Below are 26817 nucleotides of genomic sequence, written 5' to 3'. Positions count from 1 at the left end.
CCGGCCGCCCGTTCAGCGTCGGGTACGGCGCTCGGCCTCCCAGCGAGTCCACAGCTCCGGCAGCTGGTCGGTGAGCCAGTCGTAGAACTCACTGACCTCGCGGAGGCGCGCTGCCCGCTGCGAATTGCCCGACAGCAGCCGCAGCCCCTCCTTGGTGAGGTCACGGGCGCGGGCGACGCGGTCGAAACGGTCTTGGACGAAGCCCGGCCAGCGATGTTCCTCCAGCCGGTAGAGGGCCGCCTCCCTGCCTCGGCGAGTCGTCTTGCTCACCAGACCGGCGCGGGCGAGCAGTCGGATGTTGGTGCTCACCGAGCCGCTGCTGGCGTCCACCGCGGCGGCCAGTTCGGCGGCCGTGCGCTCCGGCGGGTCGCAGATCAGCAGGTAGCCGAGGATGCGGCCCGCGATCAGGGGCATCCCCTCTTCGACGTAGAAGGCCGCCACCCGCTCGATCCAGTTCGCCGCCGGAGTGGAGTACGTTCCGCGCTCGGTCATCGACTGCTCCCTCGACTGGGATCAACTTCATTTTACACTGAAGTAACCGTAGTACCTGAATGATCGACTGACAAGCGCGCGAAGGATACGACCCGATCCCGACATCGGATCGGCGGCCGAGAGGGCGACGGAGACGGCGGCCTGCTCGTGACGGCTCGACTCGCTCACGTCGACTCGGCTCGCGGCGGCAGGGATCCGGCGGGTCGGTTCGCGGCGGCAGGGCACGGGTGCGGCGCCACGGCGAGAGCGCACGGGACCGGATACGGCCCGCGTCGCCACGTGAGCCTCCCCGAGGCGACGGCGAGCGCGACCCACGCGAAGGGGTCGCACCCCCGCTGTGAGCGGGCGGAATCCGGCATGAGGGGCGGTCCCACGCGGACAGCGCCGCGATCATCGGCGCCGGCGGGCGAGGGACGGTCAGCCGGCGCGCAGCCGAGCGGCCACGGCGGCGGCGAGTCGTCGCCGCGCCGAGGCGTCGGTCAACCGCAGGCCGAGCAGCGGCTCGCTCAGCTCCAGCTCCAGCACGAGCGGGCTGCCGGTGTCGTCGGCGATCAGGTCCACCCTGGCGTAGAGGAGATCCTGGCGACGCAGCCGTAGCAGTCTGGCCGCGGCGCCGAGAGCGGACTCGGCCACGGCGCGGTGCGCGTCGCCTGCCCGTGCGGGCCGCACGACCTCGGCGTCGGCCAGCGAAGCCCGAGCCCGGGCCGGTCCGCCGTCGAGCATCGCGGGCTTGTGGAACGCGTGGGAGAAGACCCCGGCGAAGAACACCAGCGCGGTCTCCCCCTCGGTGTCCACGCTGGCCTGATACGGCTGGAGCAGCGCCGTCGCGCCCGAGGCGTGCAGGGCGGCCAGGTGTGCGGCGGCCTCGGCGCGGCGGTCGGGGGTGAAGCGGCCGACTTCGACCGAGCCCGCGCCGACCGTGGGTTTGATCACGAACTCCGTCGCGGGCCAGGCAGGCCGCTCGCCGGGCGGGACCACGCTGCCCGGCACCACCGCGACCCCGGCCTCGGCCAGGGCGACGAGATAGCGCTTGTCGGTGTTCCACCGGACCACCGAGGCCGGGTTGGCCAGTCGGGGCAGCGAGTCGCACCAGGCGAGGAACTCGTCGAGCCTGCGCATGTAGTCCCAGGGCGACCGGAGCAGCACCAGGTCGGCGGCGGCGAAGTCGATGTCGGTGTCGTCCCAGGGCGCCCAGCTCGCCGAGATGCCCTGCTCGGCGAACGCCGCGACGAGTTCGATGTCGTCGGCGTAGCCGCCGGGCAGCTCCTGGCACGTCGCCAGCAGGACGAGCGGACGGGCGGTCACCGGACCCGCCTGCCCGCCATTCTGCGCCGGTGGGCGGGGCCGATCGTCAGGGCTTCGGTGGTGTCCCGGTCCCACTCCGAGGGGATCAGGCCCTCGACCTGCTCACACAGTGCGGCGCCGGTGGCGACGTCGGCCACGATGACGTCGCCCAGTGCTCCGTCCTCCCCGACGAGGGTGACCCGCGCGCCCTTCTGCCCGAGGTAGGCGACCACGGCGCGTGCCGTCGTGCCGTGATCGGCGAGGAACCGACGGGCCGACGACACGGCGGCGGACGGCACGACGGGGGTCTGCGTCGGCTGCTCAGACATGTCTTGAGCCTAGGCTGCGGGGAGGGGACGAGCCGAGCCGGCTTGATCCGGATCACATCCGGCGGCGGAACGGGTCGGCCCGACGGGCATTCCGAGGCTTCGGTCCGCTCTCGGCCGAGTCGGCGACCGTCATGGCGCAGCCCGAGGCGGCGCACGGCGACCGTCTCCTCTTCAGGGGAGCGATCGAGGACGCCGGCAGCCGCCCCGGTGGGGAAGGGCGTCCGCCGCCGACCTCCGAAGGGCCGCGGGAGGCTCGCGGCAGGCGCCGCACCCGCGAGGTGACCGGTCCTGAAACCGGCGAGAAGACCGCGGCGGCCGTGTCGACGGCCCGCATGGTCCCTTCAGGCGGACGCGGGCGGTCGTCGGGGCACCGGAAGCCGCGAGTCGGACGATCCAGGACTTTAGCAAGGCGAACGGTTTAAGGTCGTCGCATGAGCCAGCAACCCACTCCCCCGCTGACCGGACTGGTCGACGAGTACCTCGACTGGTACTACGACCGCCATCCCGTGCACGCCGCCACGCTGGGCTCCGAGGCCCACCGTCACACGCTCGGCGACTTCTCCGCCTCGGCGCTACAGTCGGTCGAGGCCGAGCAGGCGCGGTGGCTGCGTCGCTTCGAGCAGATCGACGCCGCGGGGCTGACCGTGGACGACACGGTCGACCGAGACCTCCTGATCGCCACGCTGCGCGGCGGCGCGATCCACGCGCGGTGGCCGTCGTGGCGCCGCGATCCGTCCGTCTACACCGGACCGATCTTCACCAGTCTGTTCCTCACCTTCCTGCGCGGCGGTGCCCCCGAGTCCGAACTGGTGGCCTCCGCCTGCGGCAGACTCGCCGAGGTGCCCGCCGTGCTGGCGGCCTGCCGAGCCAACCTCGACCCGGAGCTGGCCGCGCCCTTACTGGTCGGCCGTGCCCTCGATCAGGCCCGCACCGGCCGGGAGTTCCTGACCTCCGCACTGCCCGCGATGGTGACCGATCCGGGACTACGGGCGCGGCTGGCCGAGGCCGCCGTGCCCGCCGCCGAGGCCTTCGACACCCTCGTCGCCTTCCTCACCGAGTTCGCCGAGCGTGCCAGGGGCGACTGGCGTATGGGCGAGCAGAGCTACTCCGCCCTGCTGCTGGACAAGGAACTGCTCGGCTATGACACGGCGGAGCTGCACCGCCGCGGACTGGCCGCGCACGCCGCCCTCGAAGAGGAGATGCGCGAGGCAGCGCGGCGGGTGCCCGGCGGCTCCTCGGACTGGCGGGCGGTGATGGAACGGCTCCAGGACGACTATCCGCCCACGCTGGAGGCGATGCGGGCGGAGTACGCGGCCGAGACCGAGCGGGCTCGGCGCTTCCTCGTCGAACGCGAACTGGTGTCCTTCGCGGACGGCGAGCACTGCGAGGTCCTGCCCTCGCCTGCCTTCCAGCGGCCGATCCTCTCGGTGGCCTACTACATGGCTCCACCGCCGCTGACCACCTCCCGGCTCGGACACTTCTTCGTGCCGCACACGCCGGACGACTTCACCGAGGAGCAGGTGCGGCAACGGCTGAAGACCAACGCCAGGGCCCAGATGCCGACCATCGCGGTCCACGAGGCCTATCCCGGTCACCACTGGCATCTCTCCTGGGCGGCGGGCGGCCCGCGCCGGGTGCGCAAGACGTTCCGCACGTCCTACTTCAGCGAGGGCTGGGCGCTCTACGTCGAGACGATGATGCGGGAGCAGGGTTACTTCGCCGACCCGGCGCATGAACTCGGACACCTGGAGGCCCGGCTCTTCCGCGCGGCGCGCATCGTGGTCGACACCGCGCTGCACACCGGCGAGATGGAGATCGCCGAGGCCGAGAGGTTCCTGTCCACCAAGGCCGCGTTGACGCCGGGCACGGCCGTCGGCGAGGTACGCCGGTACTGCTCCTGGCCGACCCAGGCCCCGTCCTACCTCACCGGCTGCCTGGAGATCGAGTCGATCCGCGCCGACTATCTCGCCGCCGGGCGGGGCTCGCTGCGCGAGTTCCACGACACCGTCGCGGGCTCCGGCGCGCTGCCGCTGGGTCTGGCGCGGCGCGTGGCGTTGGAGAGCTGAGCCGACGAAACGGAGTCGATCGGGTGCGCCGACGCACGGAGGGTCGCGCCGCACCGAAGATCGGAGTTGGATGGGCCGGGCGGAGCGAGCCACCTCCGTCCGGCCCGCCGCGGCAGCGCCCACCGGCGCCGAGCCGGCGGGGACGACGAGTGAACGGGAGAGACACGATGCGGGCGATCCAGGTTGCGGCGCCGGGTGGGCCGGAGACGCTGGCCTACGTCGAACTGCCGGACCCCACTCCGGGGCCGGGCGAGGTGGTGGTGGCCAGTGCCGCCGCCGGAGTGAACTTCATCGACACCTATCAGCGGTCCGGGGTCTATCCGGTGTCCTACCCCTTCATCCCCGGCCAGGAGGGCGCGGGCCGGGTGGTCGAGGTCGGCGAGGGCGTGACCGCGTTCGCGGTGGGCGACCGAGTGGCCTGGGGACAGGGCGGCAGCGGCTATGCCGAACGGGTCGCCGTACCCGCCGCGAATCTGGTGGCGCTGCCCGAGGGGATCGACGAGCGCACGGCCGCCGCGTTGATGCTGCAGGGCCTCACCGCGCATTACCTGGCGGTGTCCACCCATCCGATCGCCTCGGGCGAGACGGTGTTGATCCACGCGGCGGCGGGCGGACTCGGCCTGCTGCTGACCCAGCTCGCCGCCACGCGCGGAGCCAGGGTGATCGCCACGGTGTCCACCGCGGAGAAGGAGGCGCTGGCCAGGGAGGCGGGCGCCGCCGAGGTGATCCGCTACACCGAGACCGACTTCGTGGCGGGCGTCCATGAGCTGACCGACGGCGCGGGCGTGGACGTGGTCTACGACGGCGTCGGCAAGGACACCTTCGACGGCGGCCTGAAGGTGCTGCGGCGCCGGGGCCTGATGGTGCTGCTCGGCGGATCGAGCGGCCAGGTGCCGCCCGTGGACCTGCAACGCCTCAACTCCAGTGGCGGCCTGTACGTGACCCGACCTTCGCTCGTGCACTACCTGGCCGCGCCGGGCGAACTGGCCTGGCGCGCGGGCGAGCTGTTCGACGCGGTGCTGGCGGGCTCGCTGCGCGTCCGCGTCGGCCACGAGTACCCGTTGGCCGACGCGGCGGCGGCGCACACCGCGCTGGCGAGCCGGGGCACCACCGGGAAACTGCTCCTGCTGCCCTGACGCCGGACATGCGACGACCCCGCCGATCCACCGGACCGGCGGGGTCGTTCGCGGTTCGATCGTGCCCGGCACGCCTCAGGCGGCGGGCTCGGTCTCCACGACGTCGACGACGAAGATCAGCGTCTCGCCTGCCAGCTGATGGTTGCTCTCCTCCGACGTACCGTAGGCCAGCTCCGGCGGGATGATCAGCAGGTTGCGGCTGCCGGTCGTCAGACCGACGAGGCCCTCGTTCCAGCCCTGGATGACCTGAGCCTGACCGACGTTCTCCACGGCGAAGGGCTCGCCGCGCTGGTAGGACGAGTCCGCGATCTCGCCGGTGGACGCCAGCGTGAGCTGGTAGTCCATCAGCGCCGTGTCGCCCTCGGCCACGGCGGGCTCCTCACCCGGCTCCAGCTCCGCGACGATCAGCTCGGCGGGGGCACCGCACGGCTCGGTCAGCGTCACCTCCGGGGCCTCGCCGAACGCCCCGGCGACCTCGACGTCGTCGACGGTGCACGGCGGCAGGTCGGCGGCGGCGTCGGTGGAGTCCTCGGGGACCACTCTCGTCGTCGGAGTCTGGACGTCGTCGGTGCGCTCGGGGTCGGCAGGCTCCTCCGCCGAGGTACAGGCGGCCACCATGACCAGGGACACCAGGGAAAGCCCGATCGGGGCAAGTCTGCGCATGGTCGGACACTCTAACGTTCTTGCTCGCCCGTCGTCGGTGCCCGGCCGACGGAGCGTGGCGCACCGCGCCTGATCCGCCGTTCGCGGCGAGGGCTCGGTACGGCGGGTCGGACGTCGGCACCGCACCGGCAGCGGAGAACGCGGGCCTCCGCCGAGGACGTGACCTCGCGGAATCGCCCTCGGGCCACACGGTCGTACGGAATCCGGCGCGGCGGTCGGGCAGACGACGAGATGATCGACGGAGTAGAAGGCGGCCGATCGAATCCGCGGAGTCCGCCTTTGCGGAACCCCGACGACGGAGCGGGGCGTCGACCGGATGTTCTCGGTCCGGCGCCGGTTCCGCTCGCTCGCACTCGAGGGACCGGTGATCCGAGCCGTACTCGGAACGCAGTCGGTCCCGATCCGGAGGGGCGGCGGTTCGATCCCGATGGCTCCGGACCTCGCTTCGACCGCGGCGCCGCCTGGATCAGGGCGACGAGCGTCGGGCTCGGATCACAGGACGAGTCGGCCGCGCGGCTCCGACTCGTCCCCCCTCAGTCCCGGCGGTACAGGGCCGTCAGCGTCGCGTCGAGCTCCTCGGCCGTCGCCGCGTCGGCCACGCCGCCGGGGAAGCCGCGCAGCAGCCCGCCGCCTCGGTCGATCACCGCGATCAACGGCGGCTCCTCTGCCGCGTAGTGCCGCGCGGCCGTGTGATCGGCGTCCATCGCGACGGGATAGGGCACCTCGTGGTCGACGAGGAAGTCCATGACGGCGTCGGACTCGTCGCGCCCCGCGATCCCGAGGAAGGTCACCGCGTCGCCGTGGGCCGCCGTCAGGTCCGACAACGTCCGCTGCTGATCGGCGCAGGTCGCGCACCACGAGCTGAAGAAGACCAGCACCACGGGACGCTCGGCCCACAACTCCGCCAGACTCACTCGGGTGCCGTCGAGCAGGGCCAACGCGAGGTCGGGCGCGGCGGGCGCCGAGACGGGCTCCGCATAGTCGACGTCCTGCGCGACAGGGCCGGGCAGCCGCTCGCCGCCGCCGGGCGGGCCGTCCGTCCACGCCGCCCGCGCGTCACAAGCCGAGGCGGCGACCAGCGCGGCGACCAGCATGACGAGGAGGCGGTCTGCCCGTCGGGGGCGGCTGATCGGCGGACCGCCGTCCGCCGGGGTGGCAGCGGGGCCGGTGACGGCGGCCGTACGGCGCGCCGACCGTGCTCGGATCGATCGATCGATCGGCGATCTCACGGGGTGCGTCCTCTCTGCGTCGAGGGGCGGGCGTCCGATTCGGCCGGTCCGAGCGGACCACGGACCGGTCCGGACGTCGGAGCCTCAGGGAATCGGGGCACGCCGACCGTCGGGCGGGGCCGTCATCTGATGCGGGCGGAGATCCGCACCCCCGCCGCGTCGTACCCGGATCACGCGACGCGTCACGGCAGTGCCGTGGTCCACTGGTCGTCCTCGGCGGCGGTCAGCGGCAGCGGTTCGCGGTCGGCGACGGCGAGCCGGTAGCCGCTCGACGGCGGCGCGGTCACCGTCATCGTCACCTCGCAGAAGGTGGGCCTGCGGGGTGCGACGTCCTCGTCCAGTGCGGCGTCCAGCTCCGCCGCCATCGCCGTGACGGCGCGCCCCGCGGGCAGCTCTCCCTCGGCCAGCAGCCGATCGTCCTCGTCGAGGAGCCGGTACGGGGCGGTCGCGTGCAGGTCGGCCATCGACGCCGTCCCCGAGCACTCGGCGCCGGGCACCCGGAACACGCCGTCACGCAGCAGCACCCGCACCGTCAGTTCCACACCCGCGGCCGGCTCCGACCTTCCCGAGGTGCCCGGATCGTCCCCGGACCCGCATCCGACGACGGCGCCGAGTGCAAGCAGGAGGACGGGAAGCCGGGCCGGGCGACGACAGGCCGGACCCGGCCTGCCCGCGTCCCGGCGGCGGAGCGGTCCGTCAGCACGGCTCACCGGGCGCGGATCACCCGACAGCGCGCGGTCTGACTCTGCTCAGGATCGCTCTCGGACACCGCGGTGAGCGTGACCTCGGCGGTCCGGTCGGCGTCCCGCTCGGCGATCGCGAGCACCGGAACGTCGACGGTCTCCCCCGGTACGGCCGAGGTCAGCTCGCTGGGCAGGTGCACCGACCAGCCGACGCTCCCGACGTCCGCGCCGAGCCGGTAGACGTCCCCGCCGTGCTCGGCCGCCGCCTCGCCGGTGTTGCGCAGCGGGAACGAGCAGCGGGCGATCCCGTCCTCGGCGTGTGCGGCACGCGACGGCCGCAGGGAGAGCCCCCTGCGGTGTGGGCCGTCCCCGTCCAGCGATCGCACGGCGACGGTGTAAGACAGCACGCCGTCGTCGTCGCGGTGCAGGTCGAGAACGTAGAAGTGCAGCCGGTTGGCCTCGTCGACGTGCTCGGCGAGGCTGCCGGACCCGGTGCCCGCCTTGAACAGCGCGTCGGCGAGCTGACGGGGATCGCCGACCGTGACCATCGCGGGCGTGCCGTCGGGGCGGTAGAAGTCCACCAACCCGATGTCCTCGGGTTCGGCGTCGACGACCCAGATGAAGGGGGCCCGATCCTGGTCCTTCGTCTTGGCCAGCAGCACACCGCTGTCCGGGGCGAAGGAGTCGCTGCCCATCCGGTCGACGACCTCCAGCGTGTAGTTCTGGTAGCCGCCGCCGTCGCACAGCGGGTCGGCCCGCTGATCGCAGGGCGGTGCCAGGTCACCATCGGGAAGCACCACGTTCAGCCCGGTCACCGCCTTGCCGGTGGGCTCGACGGCGCGCGCGGTGACCTCCGCCAGGATCAGGCCGTCCTCGGCGAGGTCGTCCTCGGTGACGCGCAGCACCTCGGACTCGTCGATCAGGCCGAGTTGAAGCTTGTTGCGCAGCATGTGGTGAGCGCCCATGGCGCTGCCCGCGGTCGGCGGGATCAGCCATCGGGTGTGGGTGCCGCCGGGACCGTTGAAGGTTCCTCGACTCATCATGTCCCACAGTCCGCTGTAGGACCGGATCGGCGGATCGGCGAAGGGGTTGTTGTAGTTGTCGCCGATGCCCAGGATGTGGCTCAGCTCGTGGGCGTAGACACCCTGCCCGGAGCTCTCCGCCTGCGTCGACGAGCCCGCCCTGGCGTTGGGCCAGATGCCCGCCGCCGCCCGCCACGAGGTCCAGTCGACGTAGCGGGTGTCCGACCAGTTGGGCATATCCGGGTCCGGCGGCCCGAACTCGTCGGGGACGTCCTCGCGGTCCTCGAACATCATCTCGCCGAACTCCTGCCAGGTGGACGACTCGTCCTGGCCCGCGCTGAGGAAGAAGACGAAGTCGAACTCCTCGGAGACCTGCTCCCCCACGTCGGCCCGCCAGGCGGCGCCCGCGTCGGTCCGCAGGTCGCGGTCACAGCGGTGGCCGCCCGGGCAGAACTCGGGACCCTGCATGTCGATGCCGTACTCGAAGGACTGCCCCGGCAGCCGGTAGGGCCCGAACCCGGTCAGCTCCACGCCGAACCGGCCTCGGGAGTCCTCCATCCAGTACTCGTTGATCGTGTGCCCCCGATTCAGCTCGCCGGGGACGTTGAGGAAGGCCTCGTAGAACTCGGCGACCTCCGCGCGCGGGACGTCGGCGGCGAGCGCGTCCGGGTTGCCGAACACCGTCGACCCGGCGGGCTGGGTGACCACGAAGTCCTGGTCGGGGTAGTCGGCGAGGACGAGCGCACCCCGAAAGGTCTGCTCGGTCGGTGTCAGCGACGGATCTGCCCACGTGGTACCGGGCACCGGCCGGTAGTCCTCCCAGGTCATGTCCTCCGGGTTGACCCAGCTCCGCGGGTCGATCGGCTCGATCCCGACCAATCCCGCCGTTCCGACGTCGTCGACGGCCGTCGCCTGGGCGGCCGGAGCCGCCGAGGAGGCCAGCAGGGCCGCCATGGTGGTCACGACCACCGCCCGTCGTCCGGTCTCGAGATGCCGCACACGCATGGAAGACCTCCACCTGCCCGGCGCGCGACCCCGGCGCGGGCCGCCGAGGTGAGATCCGGGTGAGTAGCCAGTCACAGGCTAGGCAGCGTCGCAGCCGGATTCTGCGGCCAGACGGGGGAACCTTTAGTCACGCTAAGTTCCGATGGACCGGCGGTGACCCTCCGAGCGCGTTCGCCGCCGCGGACCGCCCCGCCGCGTGGAGTCGGGCGCCGAGACCGAACGCCGAGACGAGCGGGCGACCGCGGGGAGAGCTCGAACTCACCGGCACACCGAGCATCACTATGATCATCGACGCATTCATGACCGATTAATCCAATGATGAATAAAGGAGAGAAGTCGATGAGAGCACGAACGCTGGGTCTCCTGGCGGGGACGACGGCGGCCGTAGGGCTGGGGGCCGCCGTGAGCCAGGGCCGCCGCATCCGACGGGAGGTCCCCCGCCTGCCGGAGGCCGCCGGTCCGCGCCGAGGACGCGCACCGGGCGCGGGCCCGCCCCTGCGGATGGCCCTGCTCGGCGACTCCACCGGGGCAGGCGTCGGCGTGGCGGACATCCGAGACTCACTCGCGCCGAGACTCGCCGAATCGATCGCCGCCCGCACGGGTCGCGACGTCCACTGGCGGCTCGCGGCCCGCTTGGGCGCCACGGCCCGCCTGGCACACGCCGAACTGCTCCCCGAGCTGGACGACCCCGGATGGCGACCGGACCTGGTGGTGCTCGCCCTCGGCGTCAACGACGTCACCGCCCTCCGCTCGCCCGCGACCTGGCGGCGCGACATCACGGCGCTGGTCGACGACGTGCGGCGGCGGCTCGGTGACGTGCCGCTGCTGGCGACGGGAATCCCGCCGTTCAGCAGGTTCCCCGCCCTGCCACAGCCGCTGCGGACGTTACTGGCCGCCTACGCCGGACTGCTGGACCGGGGATACGCCGCGGCGATCCGATCGGCCGAGGGGCACCACATCCGCGTCACGCCCGCGGTGATCACCGGAGCGGGGTTCTTCGCCGCCGACGGCTTCCACCCCTCGGTCGTCGGCGTACACAGGTGGGCCGAACTCCTGGCCGACGCCGCCGCCGCCCGGTGGGCGTGGAACCCCGCCCCCGACGAACCGGGCGAGCCGGTCGCGACTCAGAAGGCGAACGTCCAGCCGAAGGCAGGCCAGCCGATCACCGAGTCGACGGCGAGTCCGACGAACAACGCCATCAGATAGGTGTTGGACAGGTGGAACAGGCGCATCGGCCGCACCTCGACGCCACGCCGCACACCGAGGTGCAGCCGATGAGCCGAGATCAGGAACCACGCGCCCGCCACGACGGCCAGCACGAGATAGATCCAGCTCGCCGCGGGAACCAGAAGCAGGGTCCAGACGACCATCACCCAGCTGAAGACCACGATCTGGCGGGACACGTACTCCGCAGGCGCCACGGCGGGCAGCATCGGCACGCCCGCCCGCTTGTAGTCCTCACGGAAGCGCATCGCCAGCGCCCAGGTGTGCGGCGGCGTCCAGAAGAAGATGACGCCGAACATCACCAGGGCAGGCCACTCCACCGTGCCCGTGACGGCCGACCAGCCGATCACCACCGGCATGCAGCCCGCCGCGCCGCCCCAGATGATGTTCTGCGCCGTACGGCGCTTCAGCACCATCGTGTACACCAGGACGTAGAACAGGATCGTGGCCACGGCGAGCACGGCGGCCAGCAGGTTCGTGGTGAGCCACAGGAAGCCGAACGAGCCGAGGCCGAGCGTGACGGCGAAGATCAGCGCATTGCGCGGCGACACCTGAGACCGCACCAGCGGCCGGGTGCTCGTGCGCTTCATCACGGCGTCGATGTCCGCGTCGATGACGCAGTTCAAGGCGTTCGCGCTGGCGGCGGCCATCGTGCCGCCGACCAGGGTCGCCAGCACCAGCCACAACGACGGCACACCGCGCTGGGCCAGCAGCATCGCCGGGATCGTGGTGACGAGGAGCTGCTCGACGACCCTCGGCTTGGTGAGCGCGACGTAGGCCCGCAGCACGGACCCGATCGACCGGGTCGGATTCTCGGTGGCGACGGTGCTCACCGGGTGACTCCCGCAGTGCTCGCCGACGACATGGAGACTCCTTAGCAGCGTGGTTCGCGGCCCTGGACAACCGGGCCGCTCGAATGGTAGCCGCGCTACCTGATCGCCCCGCCCACCGGGTTGGCTCCCGCACCGACGCGACGTCCTGAACTGGCATTCCGCTTCCCCCGGCCCGACCGAGCGGCCGGCGGAGACGGCGGCGACCGCACCACGCTCGAGATCAGCGAGCACGGCGGACGAAGACCGGGAGACACCCGGAGCACACGCGAGGAGGACGCCGTCGAGGGCAGAACCTCGGACGATCGTGACCAAGACCGCCACGGCGGGCCCGGCACGGCATCCTGCGTTCGCGTCCAGCCCGACTAGGCTGGTCGGCGGACGAAGGGCTGCGTGAGCGGAGGCAGGATTCCCAGGAAGTGCTGAGGTACTCGGGTGGCCTCCGGTACAGCCCGCTTGACGAGCGAAACAGGAGCAGATTCCTTGTCCGTGAGCGACGATCTGAGCCGCCTGACCACGCCCCAGCTGCCCGCCGACTGGACGGAGGCGGACCGGCGCGCGGTCGACACCGTTCGAGTGCTGGCCGCCGATGCGGTGCAGCGCACGGGGAACGGGCATCCCGGCACCGCGATGAGCCTGGCACCGGTCGCCTACGCGCTCTTCCAGCGCGTGATGCGTCACGATCCGTCCGATGCGGACTGGATCGGCCGGGACCGCTTCGTGCTGTCCGCGGGCCACAGCAGCCTGACCCTCTACATCCAGCTCTTCCTGTCCGGTTACGGACTGGAGCTGGACGACCTGAAGGCACTCCGCAAGTGGGGGTCCCACACGCCGGGGCACCCCGAGCACCGGCACACCCCCGGGGTCGAGATCACCACCGGGCCGTTGGGACAGGGACTGGCCTCCGCGGTCGGCATGGCGATGGCCGCCCGCCGGGAACGCGGTCTGTTCGACCCGACGCCCGAGGTCGGACAGAGCCCGTTCGACCACCAGATCTTCGTGATCGCCTCGGACGGCGACATCGAGGAGGGCGTCACCTCCGAGGCCTCCTCCCTCGCCGGTCACCAGCAGCTCGGCAACCTCGTCGTGATCTACGACGACAACAAGATCTCCATCGAGGACGACACCGCCATCGCGTTGTCCGAGGACACCGCCAAGCGGTACGAGGCCTACGGCTGGCACGTCCAGGTGGTCAACGGCGGCGAGAACGTCACGGACATCCTCGCGGCATTGGAGGCGGCCAAGGCCGAGACCGGCAGACCGTCACTGGTCCTGCTGCGCACGGTCATCGGATTCCCGGCCCCGAACAAGGCCAACACCGGCAAGGCCCACGGCGCCGCCCTCGGTGAGGACGAGGTCGCCGAGATCAAGCGCATCCTGGACTTCGATCCCGAGCGGTCCTTCCAGGTCGACGACGACGTGCTTGCCCATGCCCGCGCGGTGATGGATCGCGGCGCCCGGGCCCACGCCGAGTGGAAGAAGGACTTCGACGCCTGGGCCGCACGCGAGCCGGAGCGCAAGGCGCTGCTGGAGCGGCTCACCGCGCGACGGCTGCCCGAGGGCTGGACGGACCAGCTGCCCAGCTGGGAGCCCGATCCCAAGGGCATCGCGACGCGCAAGGCCTCCGGCGAGACCCTCGCCGCGCTGGCCGAGGCCCTGCCCGAGCTGTGGGGCGGCTCGGCCGACCTCGCGGAGAGCAACAACACGACGATGAAGGGCGCCGACTCCTTCGGCCCGGAGAGCATCTCCACCAAGGAGTTCAGCGCGCACCCCTACGGCCGCACGCTGCACTTCGGCGTCCGCGAGCACGCCATGGGCGCCATCCTCAACGGCATCGCGCTGCACGGCCCGACACGGCCCTACGGCGGCACCTTCCTGGTGTTCAGCGACTACATGCGCCCCGCCGTACGCCTGGCGGCGCTGATGAAGGCGCCTGCCGTCTACGTCTGGACGCACGACTCGATCGGGCTCGGCGAGGACGGACCGACCCACCAGCCGATCGAGCACCTCGCCGCGCTCCGGGCGATCCCCGGCCTGACCGTGGTGCGACCCGCCGACGCCAACGAGACCTCGGCCGCCTGGCGAGCGATCATGGAACGCCCCGACGGCCCGATCGGACTCGCGCTGAGCAGGCAGAACCTGCCGATCCTCGCGGGCACCTCCACCGAGGGCGTCAGCCGAGGCGGTTACGTGCTGGCCGAGGCCGAGGGCGGCGATCCGCGCCTGGTCCTCATCGCCACCGGCTCCGAGGTGCAGATCGCCGTGGAGGCCAGGGAGGTCCTCCAGGCCGAGGGCGTGCCGACCCGCGTGGTGTCGATGCCGTCGGTCGAGTGGTTCGAGGCTCAGGACCTGGACTACCGCGAGAGCGTCCTGCCGCCCTCGCTGCACGCACGCGTGGTGATCGAGGCGGGCATCGCGCAGCCGTGGTACCGCTTCGCCGGTTCCGACGGCGTGATCGTCTCGATCGAGCACTTCGGCGCCTCCGCCGACTACCAGACCCTGTTCCGCGAGTTCGGCTTCACCACCGACTCCGTGCTCGCCGCCGCCCGCGTCACCCTGACCCGAGCCGAGGAGAAGTGATGAGCAGCAACGATCCGCTGGCCGCGTTGTCCGAGGCGGGGGTGTCGATCTGGCTCGACGACCTGTCCCGCGAGCGGATGGACTCCGGCAATCTCGACACGCTCATCCGAGATCGTCACCTCGTCGGCGTCACGACGAACCCGACGATCTTCGCCGCCGCGCTCGCGAAGGGCACCGCCTACGACGAGCAGGTCGCCGAGCTGGCGGCCCGCGGCGCGTCGGTGGAGACGGCCGTCCACGAGATCACCACCGCCGACGTCCGACGCGCCTGCGACGTGTTCCGGCCGACGTGGGAGGCCACCGACCGCGTCGACGGCCGCGTCTCCCTCGAGGTCGACCCGCGGCTGGCCCACGACAGCACGGCCACCGAGGCGGAGGCGACCGCGCTGTGGCAGGCGGTCGACCGGCCCAACCTCTTCATCAAGATCCCCGCCACCGTCGAGGGCGTCCCGGCGATCACCCGCACCCTGGCCAACGGGATCAGCGTGAACGTGACGCTGATCTTCTCGGTCGACCGCTACCGCGAGGTCATGGACGCCTTCCTCGAAGGGCTGGAGCAGGCGAAGGCCAACGGCCACGACCTGCGCTCCATCACCTCGGTGGCCTCGTTCTTCGTGTCGCGGGTGGACAGCGAGGTCGACAAGCGGCTCGACGCGCTGGGCACCCCGGCGGCCGAGGCGCTGCGCGGCAAGGCCGCCATCGCCAACGCCCGGCTCGCCTTCGCCGCCTACGAGGAGGTCTTCTCCTCCGAACGCTGGCAGGCGCTGGCCGAGGCGGGCGCGCGCCCCCAGCGCCCGCTGTGGGCGTCGACCGGGGTGAAGGACCCGGCCTACTCCGACACCCGCTACGTCGACGAGCTGGTGACGTCGGGCGTGGTCAACACCATGCCGGAGAAGACCCTGCTCGCCGCCGCCGACCACGCGACGGTGGCAGGGGACACCGTGCGGGGCACCGGCTCGGCTTCCCAGGAGGTGTTCGACGCCCTGACCCGGGAGGGCGTGGACATCGACGACGTCTACGTCGTGTTGGAGAACGAGGGCGTGACCAAGTTCGAGAAGTCGTGGGAAGAACTCCTGGAGACCGTGGCCGCTCAGTTGACGAAGGCGAAGGACAGCACTCGATGACCGAGGTGGACAACACGGCCCTGTCGGTCGTGATCGGCGACGGGCCGTGGGCGCAGGAGGCCGGCGAACTCGCCGACCGCCTCGCGGCGGAGGCCGTGGCCGGGGAGCTGACGGCAGGCAATCCGACGCTGTGGGGAGCCGACGCCGAGTCCGAGGCAGCCGTGCGACTGGCCTGGACGACCCTGCCCAAGACCTCCCGGCCGCTGCTCGGCGAGATCGCCGCGCTGCGCGGTGAACTGCATGCCGAGGGCGTCGACCGGGTGGTGCTGGCCGGGATGGGCGGCTCCTCACTGGCGCCCGAGGTGATCACCGCCGCCGCGGGCGTCCCGCTGACGGTGCTGGACACCACCGACCCCGGCCAGGTGGCCGACGCGCTGGCGGGCGACCTGTCCCGCACCGTGCTGGTCGTGTCCTCCAAGTCGGGCTCCACCGTGGAGACCGACAGTCATCGGCGGATCTTCGAGCACGCCTTCGAGGCGGCGGGCATCGCGGCCGCCTCGCGGATCGTCGTGGTCACCGACCCGGAGTCGCCGCTGGAGACGGCGGCCCGTGCGGCGGGCTACCGGCACGTCTTCCGGGCCGACCCCCACGTGGGCGGCCGCTACTCGGCGCTCACCGCCTTCGGACTGGTGCCCGCCGGGCTGGCGGGTGCCGACGTCGAGAAGCTGCTGGCGGAGGCCGCCTCGGCCGCCCCGGTGCTGGCGGCCGACGAGCGGGACAATCCGGCGCTGCTGCTGGCGGGCGCCCTGGGCGCGGCGCTGGCCCGCGGCGCGGAGAAGGTCGTGTTCGCCGACAACGACTCCGGGCTGCCCGGCTTCGCCGACTGGGCCGAGCAGCTCATCGCGGAGTCGACCGGCAAGGACGGCACCGGGCTCCTTCCGGTGGTGGTGGAGGGCGTGTCCGCGCCGAACTTCGTGGACGCGGGCGACGACGCCACGACGGTAGCCCTGGGTTCGCCGGACGCCGCGGCGACGGTGACGGTGTCGGGTTCGCTGGGGGCGTCCTTCCTGCTCTGGGAGTACGCCACCGCGATCGCGGGCAGGCTGCTGGGCATCAATCCGTTCGACCAGCCCGACGTGGAGGCGGCCAAGGTCGCCGCCCGATCGCTGCTGGACTCGCCCTCCGGGGCGACGGCGCCGACGCCGCTGCTGGTCGACGGGCCGGTCGAGGCGTATGTCACGGGGTCCTGGCGGCCGCCGGAGGGCGCGGGCCTGGACGAGCTGATCGGGGCGTTCGTGGCGGCGGTACCCGAGAAGGGCTATCTGTCGCTCCAGGCCTACCTGGACCGCGAGCAGGATGCCTCGGCGGCGGTGCTGCGTCGCGAACTGGCCAGGAACACCGGGGTGCAGACCACGTTCGGCTGGGGCCCGCGCTTCCTGCACTCCACCGGCCAGTACCACAAGGGCGGGCATCAGAACGGCGCGTTCCTCCAGATCACCGGCGTCGCGGAGGAGGACCTCCCGGTTCCGGGTCGGCCCTACAGCCTGGCCACGCTGCAACTCGCCCAGGCCCTCGGCGATGCGACGGTGCTGGCCGACCGGGACAGGCCGGTGCTGCGGCTGCACCTGACCGACCGGCTCGCGGGCATCGCCCGCTTGGCGCAGACGGTGCAGGGAGTGAGCCGGTGAGCGTCACCCGGAAGCAATGGCGCAACCCGCTGCGGGACGATCGGGACAAGCGGCTGCCGCGTATCGCGGGTCCCTGCGGCCTGGTGATCTTCGGGGTCACCGGCGACCTGTCCCGCCGGAAGCTGATGCCCGCGATCTACGACCTCGCCAATCGGGGTCTGCTTCCACCGGGCTTCGCGCTCACCGGCTTCGCCCGACGGGACTGGAACGGCGAGGACTTCTCCAAGGTCGTCCACGATGCCGTGCGGGAGCACGCCAGGACGCCGTTCCGGCAGGACGTCTGGGACCGGCTCGCCGAGGGTCTGCGCTTCGTCCAGGGCAGCTTCGACGACGACGAGGCCTTCGACCGCCTCGCCGAGACGGTCCGTGAGCTGGACGAGGTGCGCGGCACCGGCGGTAACCACGCCTTCTACCTCTCCGTGCCGCCGAAGGCCTTCCCGCTGGTGTGCAGGCAGCTGGCCCGCTCGGGACTCTCGACCGCGACGACGGGCACCGATCAATGGCGGCGGGTGGTGATCGAGAAGCCGTTCGGCCACGACCTGCACAGCGCGCAGGACCTGAACCGGATCGTCAACGAGGTCTTCCCCGAGGAGTCGGTGTTCCGCATCGATCACTACCTCGGCAAGGAGACGGTGCAGAACATCCTCGCCCTGCGCTTCGCCAACCAGCTCTTCGAGCCGCTGTGGAACGCGCACTACGTCGACCACGTGCAGATCACCATGGCCGAGGACATCGGCCTCGGCGGGCGGGCCGGCTACTACGACGGGATCGGCGCGGCGCGCGACGTCATCCAGAACCACCTTCTCCAGCTCTTGGCGCTGACCGCCATGGAGGAGCCGGTCTCCTTCCATCCCAAGGCGCTGCGCACGGAGAAGGTGAAGGTGCTGGCCGCCACCCGCCCGATGGCGCCGTTCACCGAGACGACCGCCCGAGGGCAGTACACGGGCGGCTGGCAGGGCGGGCAGAAGGTGCCCGGTCTGCTGGACGAGGGCGGCTTCGCCTCCGACTCGGTGACCGAGACCTATGCGGCGATGACCATGGAGGTCAACACACGGCGCTGGGCCGGGGTGCCGTTCTACCTGCGCAGCGGCAAGCGGCTGGGCAGACGGGTGACCGAGATCGCCGTGGTGTTCAAGCGGGCGCCCCACCTGCCGTTCGACGCCACGGCGACGGAGGAGCTGGGCGAGAACGCGCTGGTCATCAGGGTCCAGCCCGACGAGGGCGTGACGATGCGCTTCGGATCGAAGGTGCCGGGCACCGCGATGCAGATCCGCGACGTGACGATGGACTTCGGCTACGGGCACGCCTTCACCGAGGACTCCCCCGAGGCCTACGAGCGGCTGCTGCTCGACGTGCTGCTGGGCGAGCCCTCGCTGTTCCCGATGAACGAAGAGGTCGAGCTGTCCTGGCGGATCCTCGACCCGGTGCTCGCGTCCTGGCACGCCGAGGGCGTTCCCGAGCCCTACGCGGCGGGCACGTGGGGTCCGCCCTCCGCTGATCGAATGCTCGCGAGAACAGGAAGGCACTGGAGGCGGCCGTGATCATCGACCTGCCCTCGACAACCACGTCCAAGGTCAACAAGAAGCTCGTCGAACTGCGGGAGACCGGCGGCGCCGTCGCGCTCGGCCGGGTCCTCACCCTCGCCATCATCACCGATGACGGGGCGCAGGCCGAGGAGGCCATCGCGGCGGCGAACGAGGCGAGCCGGGAGCACCCCTGCCGGGTCGTGCTCATCGCCAAGGGTGCCCGCCGGGCGGCGGCCCGGCTGGACGCCCAGATCCGGATCGGGGGCGACGCGGGGGCCAGTGAGGTGATCATGCTGCGGCTCTACGGCCCGCTGGCCGACGAGGGCGCCAGCTGCCTCGTGCCGCTGCTGCTGCCGGACGCACCCGTCGTCGCCTGGTGGCCGTACGAGACGCCGAAGGTGCCCGCCGAGGACCCGATCGGCCGACTGGCGCATCGGCGGATCACCGACGCGAAGTCGGAACGCAATCCGGTCAAGGCCCTGGAGCATCGGGCCGCCGTCTACGCCGACGGCGACACGGATCTGGCCTGGACCCGGCTGACGTCGTGGCGGGCGCTGCTGGCCACGGCGCTGGACCTGCCGCCGCACGAGAAGGTGGAGTCGGCGACGGTCACCGGCCGGGCCGACTCGCCGTCCACGACGCTGCTGGCCGCCTGGCTGGCCTCGGCGTTGGGCGTGCCGGTGACCCGGGTCCGCGCCCAGGACGGCCAGGGCATCGTCTCGGTGGTGCTTCAGCGGCGCTCCGGTCAGATCGTGCTGGAGCGGCCCAACGGTCAGTTCGCCACGCTCACCCAGCCGGGCCAGCCCGACCGGCGGCTCACCCTGCACCGCCGCTCGATCCGGGACTGCCTGATCGAGGAGCTGCGCAGGCTGGACCCGGACGAGATCTACTCCCAGACCCTGCAGGCGCTGCCGAAGGTGGAGGGCGGTTCGGCGGGGGCGTCGACGAGCAGGCGCGGCACAGGCAGCCGTACCCGGACGAAGACGGCCACGGCGGGCAAGTCGGCGGGCCGGGCAGGAGGCAAGACGACGGCGAGGACGGCGGCGGCCGCCCCGGCGGCGACCTCTCCGGTGGCGGGCACGGGCACCACGCGCAGCCGCCGGACGGCCGAGCCCAAGCCCAGCAGGCGAGGGTCGACGGCGGCGGCCCGCAGCAGGAGTCGCGCCAAGAACGGAGAGGACACCGCGGGTGAGCAGGGCTGAGCTGGTCGTCCACCAGACTGGAGAGCTGCTGGCCGACGCCGTCGCGGCGCGGCTGCTCACGGTGTTGGTGGACGCGCAGGCCGAACGGGGCCGGGCGTCCCTCGTCCTCACCGGGGGGCGCACCGGCGGAGCGGTGCTGGCCGCGTTGCGCACCTCGTTGGCTCGGGACGCCGTGGACTGGTCGGCGGTCGACTTCTACTGGGGCGACGAACGATTCCTGCCCGCCGGGGACCCCGAGCGCAACGAGACGCTCGCTCGGGAGGCCCTGCTCGACCATCTCCCGATCGATCCGGCCAGGGTGCACCCGATGGCCGCCTCGGACGGCCCCCTCGGCGATGATCCGGACGCCGCGGCGGCCGCCTACGCCGAGGTCCTGGCGGGGGCGGTCGGCCGGCGCGAGGGCGAGTCGGTGCCCGCGTTCGACGTCTGTCTGCTGGGAGTCGGCGAGGAGGGACACACCGCCTCGATCTTCCCCGACTCCCCCGCCGTGCACGAGCGGCGGCTCGGCGTCGTCGCGGTGCGAGACTGCCCGAAGCCGCCGCCCACCCGGATCTCCCTGACGCTGCCCGCCATTCGCGCCTCGGCGCAGGTGTGGCTGATCACGACGGGAGCGGGCAAGGCCGAGGCGGTCTCGGCGGCGCTGCGGGACGCCGACGAGGTCGCGGTGCCCGCCGCGGGCGCGCGGGGCAGGCAGCGCACGCTGTGGATCGTGGACTCCGCCGCGGCGGCCCTGCCGGACGGCGGCCCGCCGCGCTGAACACGCTGTGACCGGTGCGTCGGGGGTGGTCCGCTCACGGGCCGCCCCCGACGGCCGTCCGGGGTCGCTTCGTACCCGGCCAGGCTCGACGACCGGGTTCGACGAAAAGCTTCCGCGCCGGCGGTGCGGCCGACCGCGCCGTCACACCGCCCTGACGGCGCCTGTCGACGACACCGTCCGGAATGATCGGGGTGGACCCGCCCTGTTCACGCCGATGGCGGTGTCGTGGTCTCTCCCGCCGTGTCCGAGACCCGTGCGCCCACTCCGTCGAGCATGCAGGCCAGCGATTCGCCGCCTGCGACATCACGACTCCGGAGGCGACCGGAATGCTGGTCACCGTCGACGGAGCGACGACCTGGATCTTTCACACCGCCGCCGAGCCGACTGAAAGCGGGGCGGCGCGGTTCACACCACGACGATGCCGCGAGCTGGTCCGCGCCGCAGTGGGCAGTCGTGACCTCGACGTGGCGGTGCTGAGCATCCTCCCGTGGCAACCGCGCGGCCTGCTCGCCGACCGTTTCGGGGAGGGTCGGGTCCTCCTGATCGGAGACGCGGCGCATGCGGTGCCGCCGGTCGGGGCGTTCGGCTTGAACACCGGCATCGCCGACGCGCACAACCTGGCCTGGAAGCTGGCAGCCGTGCTCGACGGCCGCGCGGGCAGCGCCCTGGTGGCGACCTACCAGACGGAGCGGCGACCGGTCGCGGCATTCGCGTTGGAACAGTCCCTGCTGCGGCTGCACGAGCCGCGACTGCACTGGGAGCAGGGCCCACAAGCCGCCGCCGCCCGCGCGGAGGCAGGCGCCGCGAACGCGTCGGTCGTGCACCTCGGGTACCGCTACGACTCGACCGCGGTGGTCGACGCGCGACCCGAACCGCCCTCGTGGGAACACGCCGAGCTCAACCTCGACGGGGCCCCGGGCTCGCGCCTGCCGCACGCCTGGTTGGAGAGCGCCGGACCGCGACGCTCGACACTCGACCTGGTCCGATCCGAGTTCACCCTCCTCACCGGCCCTGCGGGCTCGCCATGGCTCCAGGCGGCGGAGCAGGCTTCGGCCCGTCTCGGTCTGCCCATGACGACACACCAGCTCGAGGTCGCGACGAGCCCGGGCGATCCCACCCGCCGATGGCCGGGTATCGCGGGAATCGCCGAGGACGGAGCACTGCTGGTGCGGCCGGATCAGTTCATCGCCTGGCGACGGAACACGCTGCCCGATCAGCCGAGCGAGGAACTGACCAGGGCACTCCGCCGGGTGCTCGCCCGCGAGCAGCCTGCCGACGCCGAGTGAGACCGCTGCGCGCTCCGCGACGGCAGCGCGGCCACCGTGCGGGATGAGCGGGCAGGGTCGCGGCTCCCACCAGCGTCGGTGTAGCCGACGGCCCTGGCGGGTACGGCGGAGGAGACCCGGAAAGGAGCGACGGCATGAGACATGACGAGTTCATCGGCCAGGTGCAGGCACGGGCACGGCTGTCCAGCCGAGGCGAGGCGGAGACGGCGACCAGGGCCGCCCTGGAGACACTCGGCGAGCGGGTGCCGGAGCAGGCCGCCGACCACCTGGCCGACCAGCTGCCCACGGAGATCGCCGAGCACCTGCGCCGCACCGAGGTCATGGGCGGACTCGGCACGGGCGAGCGGTTCGATCTGGCGGAGTTCATCCGCCGCGTCGCCCAGCGCGGCCACATGCACGAGCCGGACGCCGTCTACCGCTCGCGCGTGGTGCTGGAGGTGACCGGTGAGGCGACCGAGGGCGTGATGGACAAGGTGCGACACCAGCTGCCCGAGGAGCTGCGGACGTTGATCGACTCCGGCAGCAGCGGGACACTGCGCTGACGCACTCGTCCGAGGGCGCCTCGTCCGACGCTGCGTGGCGCGGCGTGGAGCGACGGTGCGGGCAGGGGCTCCCGTCGTCCCGGCCGCACGTCGGAATCGACGGCGCCGCCGACCAGGGCTGCCGACCGAGGCCGCCAGTCGACCGGCGGCCCGCAGTCCGGACGACGACCAACGCGCGCTCGGAAGGCCGCGGTCACCGCGGAGACGATCCTGGTGGCCGTCGCGACGACCGACCGACGACCGTCCCCCGCACAGCAGAACGGCACCTCACCCGTCGCGGAGACGGATGAGGTGCCGTTCACACCGAGGTGACGCCCGAAGCGCCTACTCGCCTCGGCGCTCGCGCAGTCGCTTGAGCGCCTCGTCGAGGATCGCCTTGCCGTCGGAGTCGCTGCGCCGTTCCTTCACGTACGCAAGGTGCGTCTTGTACGGCTCGTTGCGCGGCGGTGCCGGAGGCTGTTCCTCGTCACGACCTGCGGGGCACCCGCAGCGCGGACAGTCCCAGAACTCCGGCTCGTCCGCGTCGACCGCGAACGAGGGCCGCACCTCGTGGCCGTTCGCACACCAGTAGGAGACTCGACGCCGAGGCGCCGACTCCCCTCGCTCCGACTCGCCTATCGGGCCCGCGCCGACTCGCGTGCCTCTGATCGCGTTACCACCAGCCATCGACGCTCAACACCCCACACCGTGGTAGCCCTACATGCCGATCGGGGAGACCGACACGTGCTCGTCGCGGATCAAGCGTCGATCCGGACCAGCAGACCCACCGCCACGATGCAGATGACCCAGATCGCGGCCGTGAAATACGTGATCCGGTCGAGATTCTTCTCCGCGACGTTAGATCCGGACAAGGTCGACTGCATCCCGCCGCCGAACAACGACGACAAGCCGCCCCCGCGACCCTTGTGCAGCAGGACGAGCAGGATCAGAGCCAGGCTGGAGATCACCAGCATGACGTGCAGGAAGAGTCTCATCTCACCCTCGCGTTGTGGCGGTAGGCATCAAAGGGTACCGGGTCGGTGACCGCGGGTGGTACGCCCGGCTAGCTCAGGGCAGCGGTCCGCCCGCTGCGAGCGCGCAGAGCTTAGCGAACTCGTCGCCGTCCAGGCTGGCGCCGCCCACCAGGGCACCGTCCACATCGGCCTGCGCGATCAGCTCACCGATGTTCCCGGACTTGACGGAACCACCGTAGAGGACCCGGACCGTTCCGCCGACCTCGGCACCGTACTTCTCGGTGATGGCGGCCCGAAGCTCGCCGCACACCTCCTGGGCGTCGGCGGGCGTGGCGACGCGACCCGTGCCGATGGCCCACACCGGCTCGTAGGCCACCACGACCTGAGCGACCTGTTCGGCCTTGAGTCCCTTGAGAGCCGCGATGAGCTGGGCGCGGCCGTGCGCGACGTGCCCCCCCGCCTCACGAACCTCCAGCGGCTCACCGACGCACAGGATCGGCGTCAGGCCGTGCTTGAGCGCGGCCCGCACCTTCTTGTTGACCAGGTCGTCGTCCTCGGCGTGGTACTGCCGCCGCTCCGAGTGCCCCACGATCACGTAGGTGCAGCCCAGCTTGGCGAGCATCGCGCCGGACACCTCGCCGGTGTAAGCACCGGACTCGTGCGGCGAGAGATCCTGCGCGCCATGCTTGAGCAGCAGCTTGTCGCCGTCGATCAGCGTCTGCACGCTGCGAATGTCGGTGAACGGCGGGATCACCGCCACCTCGACCTTGGCGAAGTACTTCTCGGGCAGCGAGAACGCGATCTTCTGCGTCAGGGAGATGCCCTCGAAGTGATTGAGGTTCATCTTCCAGTTGCCCGCGATGAGCGGTTGACGTACAGCCATCTGCCTTCAGTCCTCCAGGACCGCGACGCCGGGAAGGACCTTGCCCTCCAGGAACTCCAGGGACGCCCCACCACCGGTGGAGATGTGCGAGAAACCGTCCTCGGGCAGCCCGAGTGCCCGGACCGCCGCCGCGGAGTCACCGCCGCCGACCACGCTGAAGGCCTTGCCCTCCACCAACGCCGTGGCGACCGCTCTGGTGCCCTCCGCGAAGGCGGCGAACTCGAAGACTCCGACGGGTCCGTTCCAGAACACGGTGGCCGCGTCGGCCAGCCGGTCGGCGAACAGCTCCCGCGTACGAGGCCCGATGTCCAGACCCTCCCGATCGGCCGGGATGGCGTCGGAGGACACCACCTCGACGTCGGCGTCGGGGGCGAACTCGGTGGCCGCCAGCACGTCGACCGGCAGCACCAGCTCGACGCCGCGTCGCTCGGCCTCGGCGATGAAGCCGCGCACGGCCTCCAGCTGGTCGGTCTGCAACAGCGACCTGCCGACCTCGTGCCCGCGGGCCTTGAGGAAGGTGTACGCCATGCCGCCGCCGATGAGCAGCCGGTCGACCTTGGTCAGCAGGTTCTCGATGACCGCCAGCTTGTCCGAGACCTTCGCCCCGCCCAACACCACCGCGTACGGCCTGGCGGGCTCCTCGGTCAGTCTGCGCAGCACCGTCACCTCGGCGAGGACCAGCTCGCCCGCGTAGTGCGGGAGCAGCCGAGCCACGTCGTACACCGAGGCCTGCTTACGGTGGACGACGCCGAAGCCGTCCGAGACGAAGGCGCCGTCGGGTCCGACGAGGTCGGCCAGCTCGCGAGCCAGTGCGCCGCGCTCGGCCTCGTCCTTGCTCGTCTCCCTCGGGTCGAAGCGCACGTTCTCCAACAGGGCCACCGCGCCGTCGGCCAGGCCGCCCACCACCGCCTTCGCGGAGGGGCCCACCACGTCCTGTGCGGCGGCGACCTCGACACCGAGCAGCTCGCCGAGCCGCGCGGCCACCGGGGCCAGGGAGAACTTCTCCTCGGGCACGCCCTTGGGCCTGCCGAGGTGTGCGGCGATCACCACTCGGGCGCCCGCCGCGACCAGCGCCGACAGCGTGGGCAGCGAAGCACGCACCCGGCCGTCGTCGGTGATCCGCTGCCCGTCGAGGGGGACGTTCAGGTCGGCGCGCACGAGCACGCGCCGACCTCGAACACCCTCGGCCAGCAGGTCATGAACTGTCGCGACGCCCCCGTCAGGGGACTCTGACGTCGTCACTCCGACCGACCTCTTCCTGATCAGGACAGCTTGGCGCCGACCAGCGCGGCGAGGTCCGCGAGCCTGCTGGAGTAGCCCCACTCGTTGTCGTACCAGCCGACGACCTTCACCGTGGTGTCCGCCTCGTCCGGGCCCGCCGTCTGGGTCAGCGACGAGTCGAAGGTGCAGGAAGCGGGGGAGCCGACGATGTCGCTGGAGACGATCGGGTCCTCGGTGTAGACGAGCACGTTCTTGAGCGCACCGTCCGCGGCGGCCTTGAACGCCGCGTTCACCTCGGCCTTGGTCACCGGGCGCGACAGCTCCACGGTCAGGTCCGTCACCGAGCCGTCCGGCACCGGGACCCGCATGGCCATGCCGTCCAGCTTGCCCTTGAGCTCGGGCAGCACCAGCGCGGTCGCCTTCGCGGCACCGGTGGTGGTGGGGATGATGTTGGTCGCGGCGGCACGGGCCCGACGCAGGTCCTTGTGCGGGAAGTCGAGGATGACCTGGTCGTTGGTGTAGGCGTGCACCGTCGTCATCAGGCCCTTGACGATGCCGAACGCCTCATGGAGCACCTTCGCCATCGGCGCCACGCAGTTGGTGGTGCAGGAGGCGTTGGACAGCACGACCTGGCTGCCGTCGTACTTGTCGTCGTTGACGCCGAGCACCACGGTGAGGTCCTCGCCCTTGGCCGGGGCGGAGATGATGACCTTCTTCGCGCCCGCCTCGATGTGCTTGCGCGCGTCCTCGGCCTTGGTGAAGCGGCCGGTGGACTCGATGACGACGTCGACGCCCAGCTCGCCCCACGGCAGTGCGGCCGGGTCGCGCTCGGCCAGCGCCTTGATCGACTTGCCGCCCACCTTGATCGAGTCACCGTCGGCGGTGACCTCTTCGTTCAGGGTGCCCAGCACGCTGTCGTACTTCAGCAGGTGAGCCAGGGTGGCGATGTCGGTCAGGTCGTTGACGGCGACGATCTCGACGTCCAGACCGGATGCGTTGACTGCGCGCCAGAAGTTGCGCCCGATGCGACCGAAGCCGTTGACGCCTACACGAACCGTCACGGTGCGTCTCCTCAGATACTCGAACGATTGATTGCCGGTGAGTTACACACGAATGGCCACGCTGCCAGCCGCCACCCTATCGCCCGACGAG

General features: G+C 71.7%; 24 protein-coding genes. 11 read left to right on the top strand and 13 right to left on the bottom strand.

Going from position 1 to position 26817, the window contains the following annotated elements; translation table 11 throughout:
• Window positions 1-12: 12 nt before the first annotated feature.
• The 3 genes from AHOG_RS11815 to AHOG_RS11805 all read right to left on the bottom strand — a co-directional run bounded on the left by AHOG_RS11815 (window position 13) and on the right by AHOG_RS11805 (window position 2105).
• A complete protein-coding gene (locus tag AHOG_RS11815; RefSeq protein WP_184450832.1) occupies window positions 13-492 on the bottom strand; it encodes a GbsR/MarR family transcriptional regulator in 480 nt (159 codons plus the stop codon).
• 417 nt (window positions 493-909) lie between these two features.
• The gene (locus AHOG_RS11810) at window positions 910-1797 is read right to left on the bottom strand and encodes an ATP-grasp domain-containing protein (protein ID WP_093941402.1); all 888 of its coding nucleotides are present in this window, start codon (window positions 1795-1797) and stop codon (window positions 910-912) included.
• Window positions 1794-2105, bottom strand: a complete 312-nt coding sequence (locus AHOG_RS11805) for a hypothetical protein (protein WP_093941401.1) — start codon at window positions 2103-2105, stop codon at window positions 1794-1796. Before AHOG_RS11805 ends, AHOG_RS11810 begins: the two co-directional genes overlap by 4 nt.
• Window positions 2106-2536: 431 nt before the next feature.
• Between AHOG_RS11805 and AHOG_RS11800 the strand changes: the two genes are divergently transcribed.
• Window positions 2537-4171, top strand: coding sequence for a DUF885 domain-containing protein (locus AHOG_RS11800; RefSeq protein WP_093941400.1), 1635 nt, complete (start codon window positions 2537-2539; stop codon window positions 4169-4171).
• 167 nt (window positions 4172-4338) lie between these two features.
• Entirely contained in the window at window positions 4339-5307 is a 969-nt protein-coding gene (locus AHOG_RS11795; protein ID WP_093941399.1) for a quinone oxidoreductase family protein, read from the top strand.
• 75 nt (window positions 5308-5382) lie between these two features.
• On the opposite strand, the gene AHOG_RS11790 is transcribed toward AHOG_RS11795, so the two are convergent.
• From AHOG_RS11790 to AHOG_RS11775, 4 genes are all read right to left on the bottom strand, one after another.
• Window positions 5383-5970 carry an FKBP-type peptidyl-prolyl cis-trans isomerase gene (locus AHOG_RS11790; RefSeq protein WP_093941398.1) on the bottom strand — a complete coding sequence of 196 codons (588 nt, stop codon included), beginning with the start codon at window positions 5968-5970 and terminating at the stop codon, window positions 5383-5385.
• Between the two features lie 533 nt (window positions 5971-6503).
• Window positions 6504-7199, bottom strand: a complete 696-nt coding sequence (locus AHOG_RS11785) for a TlpA family protein disulfide reductase (RefSeq protein ID WP_157736772.1) — start codon at window positions 7197-7199, stop codon at window positions 6504-6506.
• 182 nt (window positions 7200-7381) lie between these two features.
• The gene (locus AHOG_RS11780; RefSeq protein WP_093941397.1) at window positions 7382-7741 is read right to left on the bottom strand and encodes a hypothetical protein; all 360 of its coding nucleotides are present in this window, start codon (window positions 7739-7741) and stop codon (window positions 7382-7384) included.
• 164 nt (window positions 7742-7905) lie between these two features.
• Window positions 7906-9909: a M6 family metalloprotease domain-containing protein gene (locus AHOG_RS11775; protein ID WP_376700027.1), complete on the bottom strand. Its 2004-nt coding sequence runs from the start codon at window positions 9907-9909 to the stop codon at window positions 7906-7908.
• A gap of 339 nt (window positions 9910-10248) precedes the next feature.
• Here AHOG_RS11775 and AHOG_RS11770 point away from each other — a divergent pair, with 339 nt between their 5' ends.
• Window positions 10249-11115: an SGNH/GDSL hydrolase family protein gene (locus tag AHOG_RS11770; RefSeq protein ID WP_093941396.1), complete on the top strand. Its 867-nt coding sequence runs from the start codon at window positions 10249-10251 to the stop codon at window positions 11113-11115.
• Here the strand turns inward: AHOG_RS11770 and AHOG_RS11765 are convergent.
• On the bottom strand, window positions 11034-12014 hold the full coding sequence (locus AHOG_RS11765; protein WP_221438410.1) for a heme o synthase: 981 nt from the start codon (window positions 12012-12014) through the stop codon (window positions 11034-11036). The genes AHOG_RS11770 and AHOG_RS11765 overlap by 82 nt on opposite strands.
• Window positions 12015-12446: 432 nt before the next feature.
• On the opposite strand from AHOG_RS11765, the gene tkt reads away from it, so the two are divergent.
• The 8 genes from tkt to AHOG_RS11725 all read left to right on the top strand — a co-directional run bounded on the left by tkt (window position 12447) and on the right by AHOG_RS11725 (window position 22608).
• The gene (gene tkt, locus AHOG_RS11760; protein WP_093941394.1) at window positions 12447-14543 is read left to right on the top strand and encodes a transketolase; all 2097 of its coding nucleotides are present in this window, start codon (window positions 12447-12449) and stop codon (window positions 14541-14543) included.
• Window positions 14543-15667, top strand: a complete 1125-nt coding sequence (gene tal, locus AHOG_RS11755) for a transaldolase (protein WP_093941393.1) — start codon at window positions 14543-14545, stop codon at window positions 15665-15667. Before tkt ends, tal begins: the two co-directional genes overlap by 1 nt.
• Window positions 15664-17295: a glucose-6-phosphate isomerase gene (locus tag AHOG_RS11750; RefSeq protein WP_093941392.1), complete on the top strand. Its 1632-nt coding sequence runs from the start codon at window positions 15664-15666 to the stop codon at window positions 17293-17295. The genes tal and AHOG_RS11750 overlap by 4 nt, the downstream gene beginning before the upstream one ends.
• Window positions 17292-18836 carry a glucose-6-phosphate dehydrogenase gene (gene zwf, locus AHOG_RS11745; protein WP_093941391.1) on the top strand — a complete coding sequence of 515 codons (1545 nt, stop codon included), beginning with the start codon at window positions 17292-17294 and terminating at the stop codon, window positions 18834-18836. The genes AHOG_RS11750 and zwf overlap by 4 nt, the downstream gene beginning before the upstream one ends.
• Complete coding sequence (gene opcA, locus AHOG_RS11740; RefSeq protein ID WP_093941390.1) at window positions 18833-20023, top strand: glucose-6-phosphate dehydrogenase assembly protein OpcA; 1191 nt, start codon at window positions 18833-18835, stop codon at window positions 20021-20023. The genes zwf and opcA overlap by 4 nt, the downstream gene beginning before the upstream one ends.
• The gene (gene pgl / locus AHOG_RS11735; protein ID WP_093941389.1) at window positions 20010-20780 is read left to right on the top strand and encodes a 6-phosphogluconolactonase; all 771 of its coding nucleotides are present in this window, start codon (window positions 20010-20012) and stop codon (window positions 20778-20780) included. Before opcA ends, pgl begins: the two co-directional genes overlap by 14 nt.
• A gap of 182 nt (window positions 20781-20962) precedes the next feature.
• Window positions 20963-22066, top strand: a complete 1104-nt coding sequence (locus AHOG_RS11730; protein ID WP_093941388.1) for an FAD-dependent monooxygenase — start codon at window positions 20963-20965, stop codon at window positions 22064-22066.
• A 134-nt stretch (window positions 22067-22200) separates the two neighbouring features.
• Window positions 22201-22608, top strand: coding sequence for a DUF2267 domain-containing protein (locus AHOG_RS11725; RefSeq protein ID WP_093941387.1), 408 nt, complete (start codon window positions 22201-22203; stop codon window positions 22606-22608).
• A gap of 324 nt (window positions 22609-22932) precedes the next feature.
• Here AHOG_RS11725 and AHOG_RS11720 read toward each other — a convergent pair whose 3' ends face one another.
• From AHOG_RS11720 to gap, 5 genes are all read right to left on the bottom strand, one after another.
• Window positions 22933-23274, bottom strand: a complete 342-nt coding sequence (locus tag AHOG_RS11720) for an RNA polymerase-binding protein RbpA (RefSeq protein ID WP_075740391.1) — start codon at window positions 23272-23274, stop codon at window positions 22933-22935.
• Window positions 23275-23345: 71 nt separating this feature from the next.
• Window positions 23346-23582 (bottom strand): preprotein translocase subunit SecG, encoded by a 237-nt coding sequence (secG, locus tag AHOG_RS11715; RefSeq protein ID WP_093941386.1) that lies wholly within the window; start codon window positions 23580-23582, stop codon window positions 23346-23348.
• A gap of 73 nt (window positions 23583-23655) precedes the next feature.
• Complete coding sequence (gene tpiA, locus AHOG_RS11710; protein ID WP_093941385.1) at window positions 23656-24444, bottom strand: triose-phosphate isomerase; 789 nt, start codon at window positions 24442-24444, stop codon at window positions 23656-23658.
• A gap of 6 nt (window positions 24445-24450) precedes the next feature.
• The gene (locus tag AHOG_RS11705; RefSeq protein ID WP_093941384.1) at window positions 24451-25686 is read right to left on the bottom strand and encodes a phosphoglycerate kinase; all 1236 of its coding nucleotides are present in this window, start codon (window positions 25684-25686) and stop codon (window positions 24451-24453) included.
• 20 nt (window positions 25687-25706) lie between these two features.
• Entirely contained in the window at window positions 25707-26726 is a 1020-nt protein-coding gene (gap, locus tag AHOG_RS11700; protein WP_093941383.1) for a type I glyceraldehyde-3-phosphate dehydrogenase, read from the bottom strand.
• Window positions 26727-26817 lie beyond the last annotated feature (91 nt).

Origin of the sequence: Actinoalloteichus hoggarensis, assembly GCF_002234535.1 — a bacterium.
Lineage (GTDB): Bacteria > Actinomycetota > Actinomycetes > Mycobacteriales > Pseudonocardiaceae > Actinoalloteichus_A > Actinoalloteichus_A hoggarensis.
This window is presented reverse-complemented; position numbering and strand designations above follow the sequence as displayed.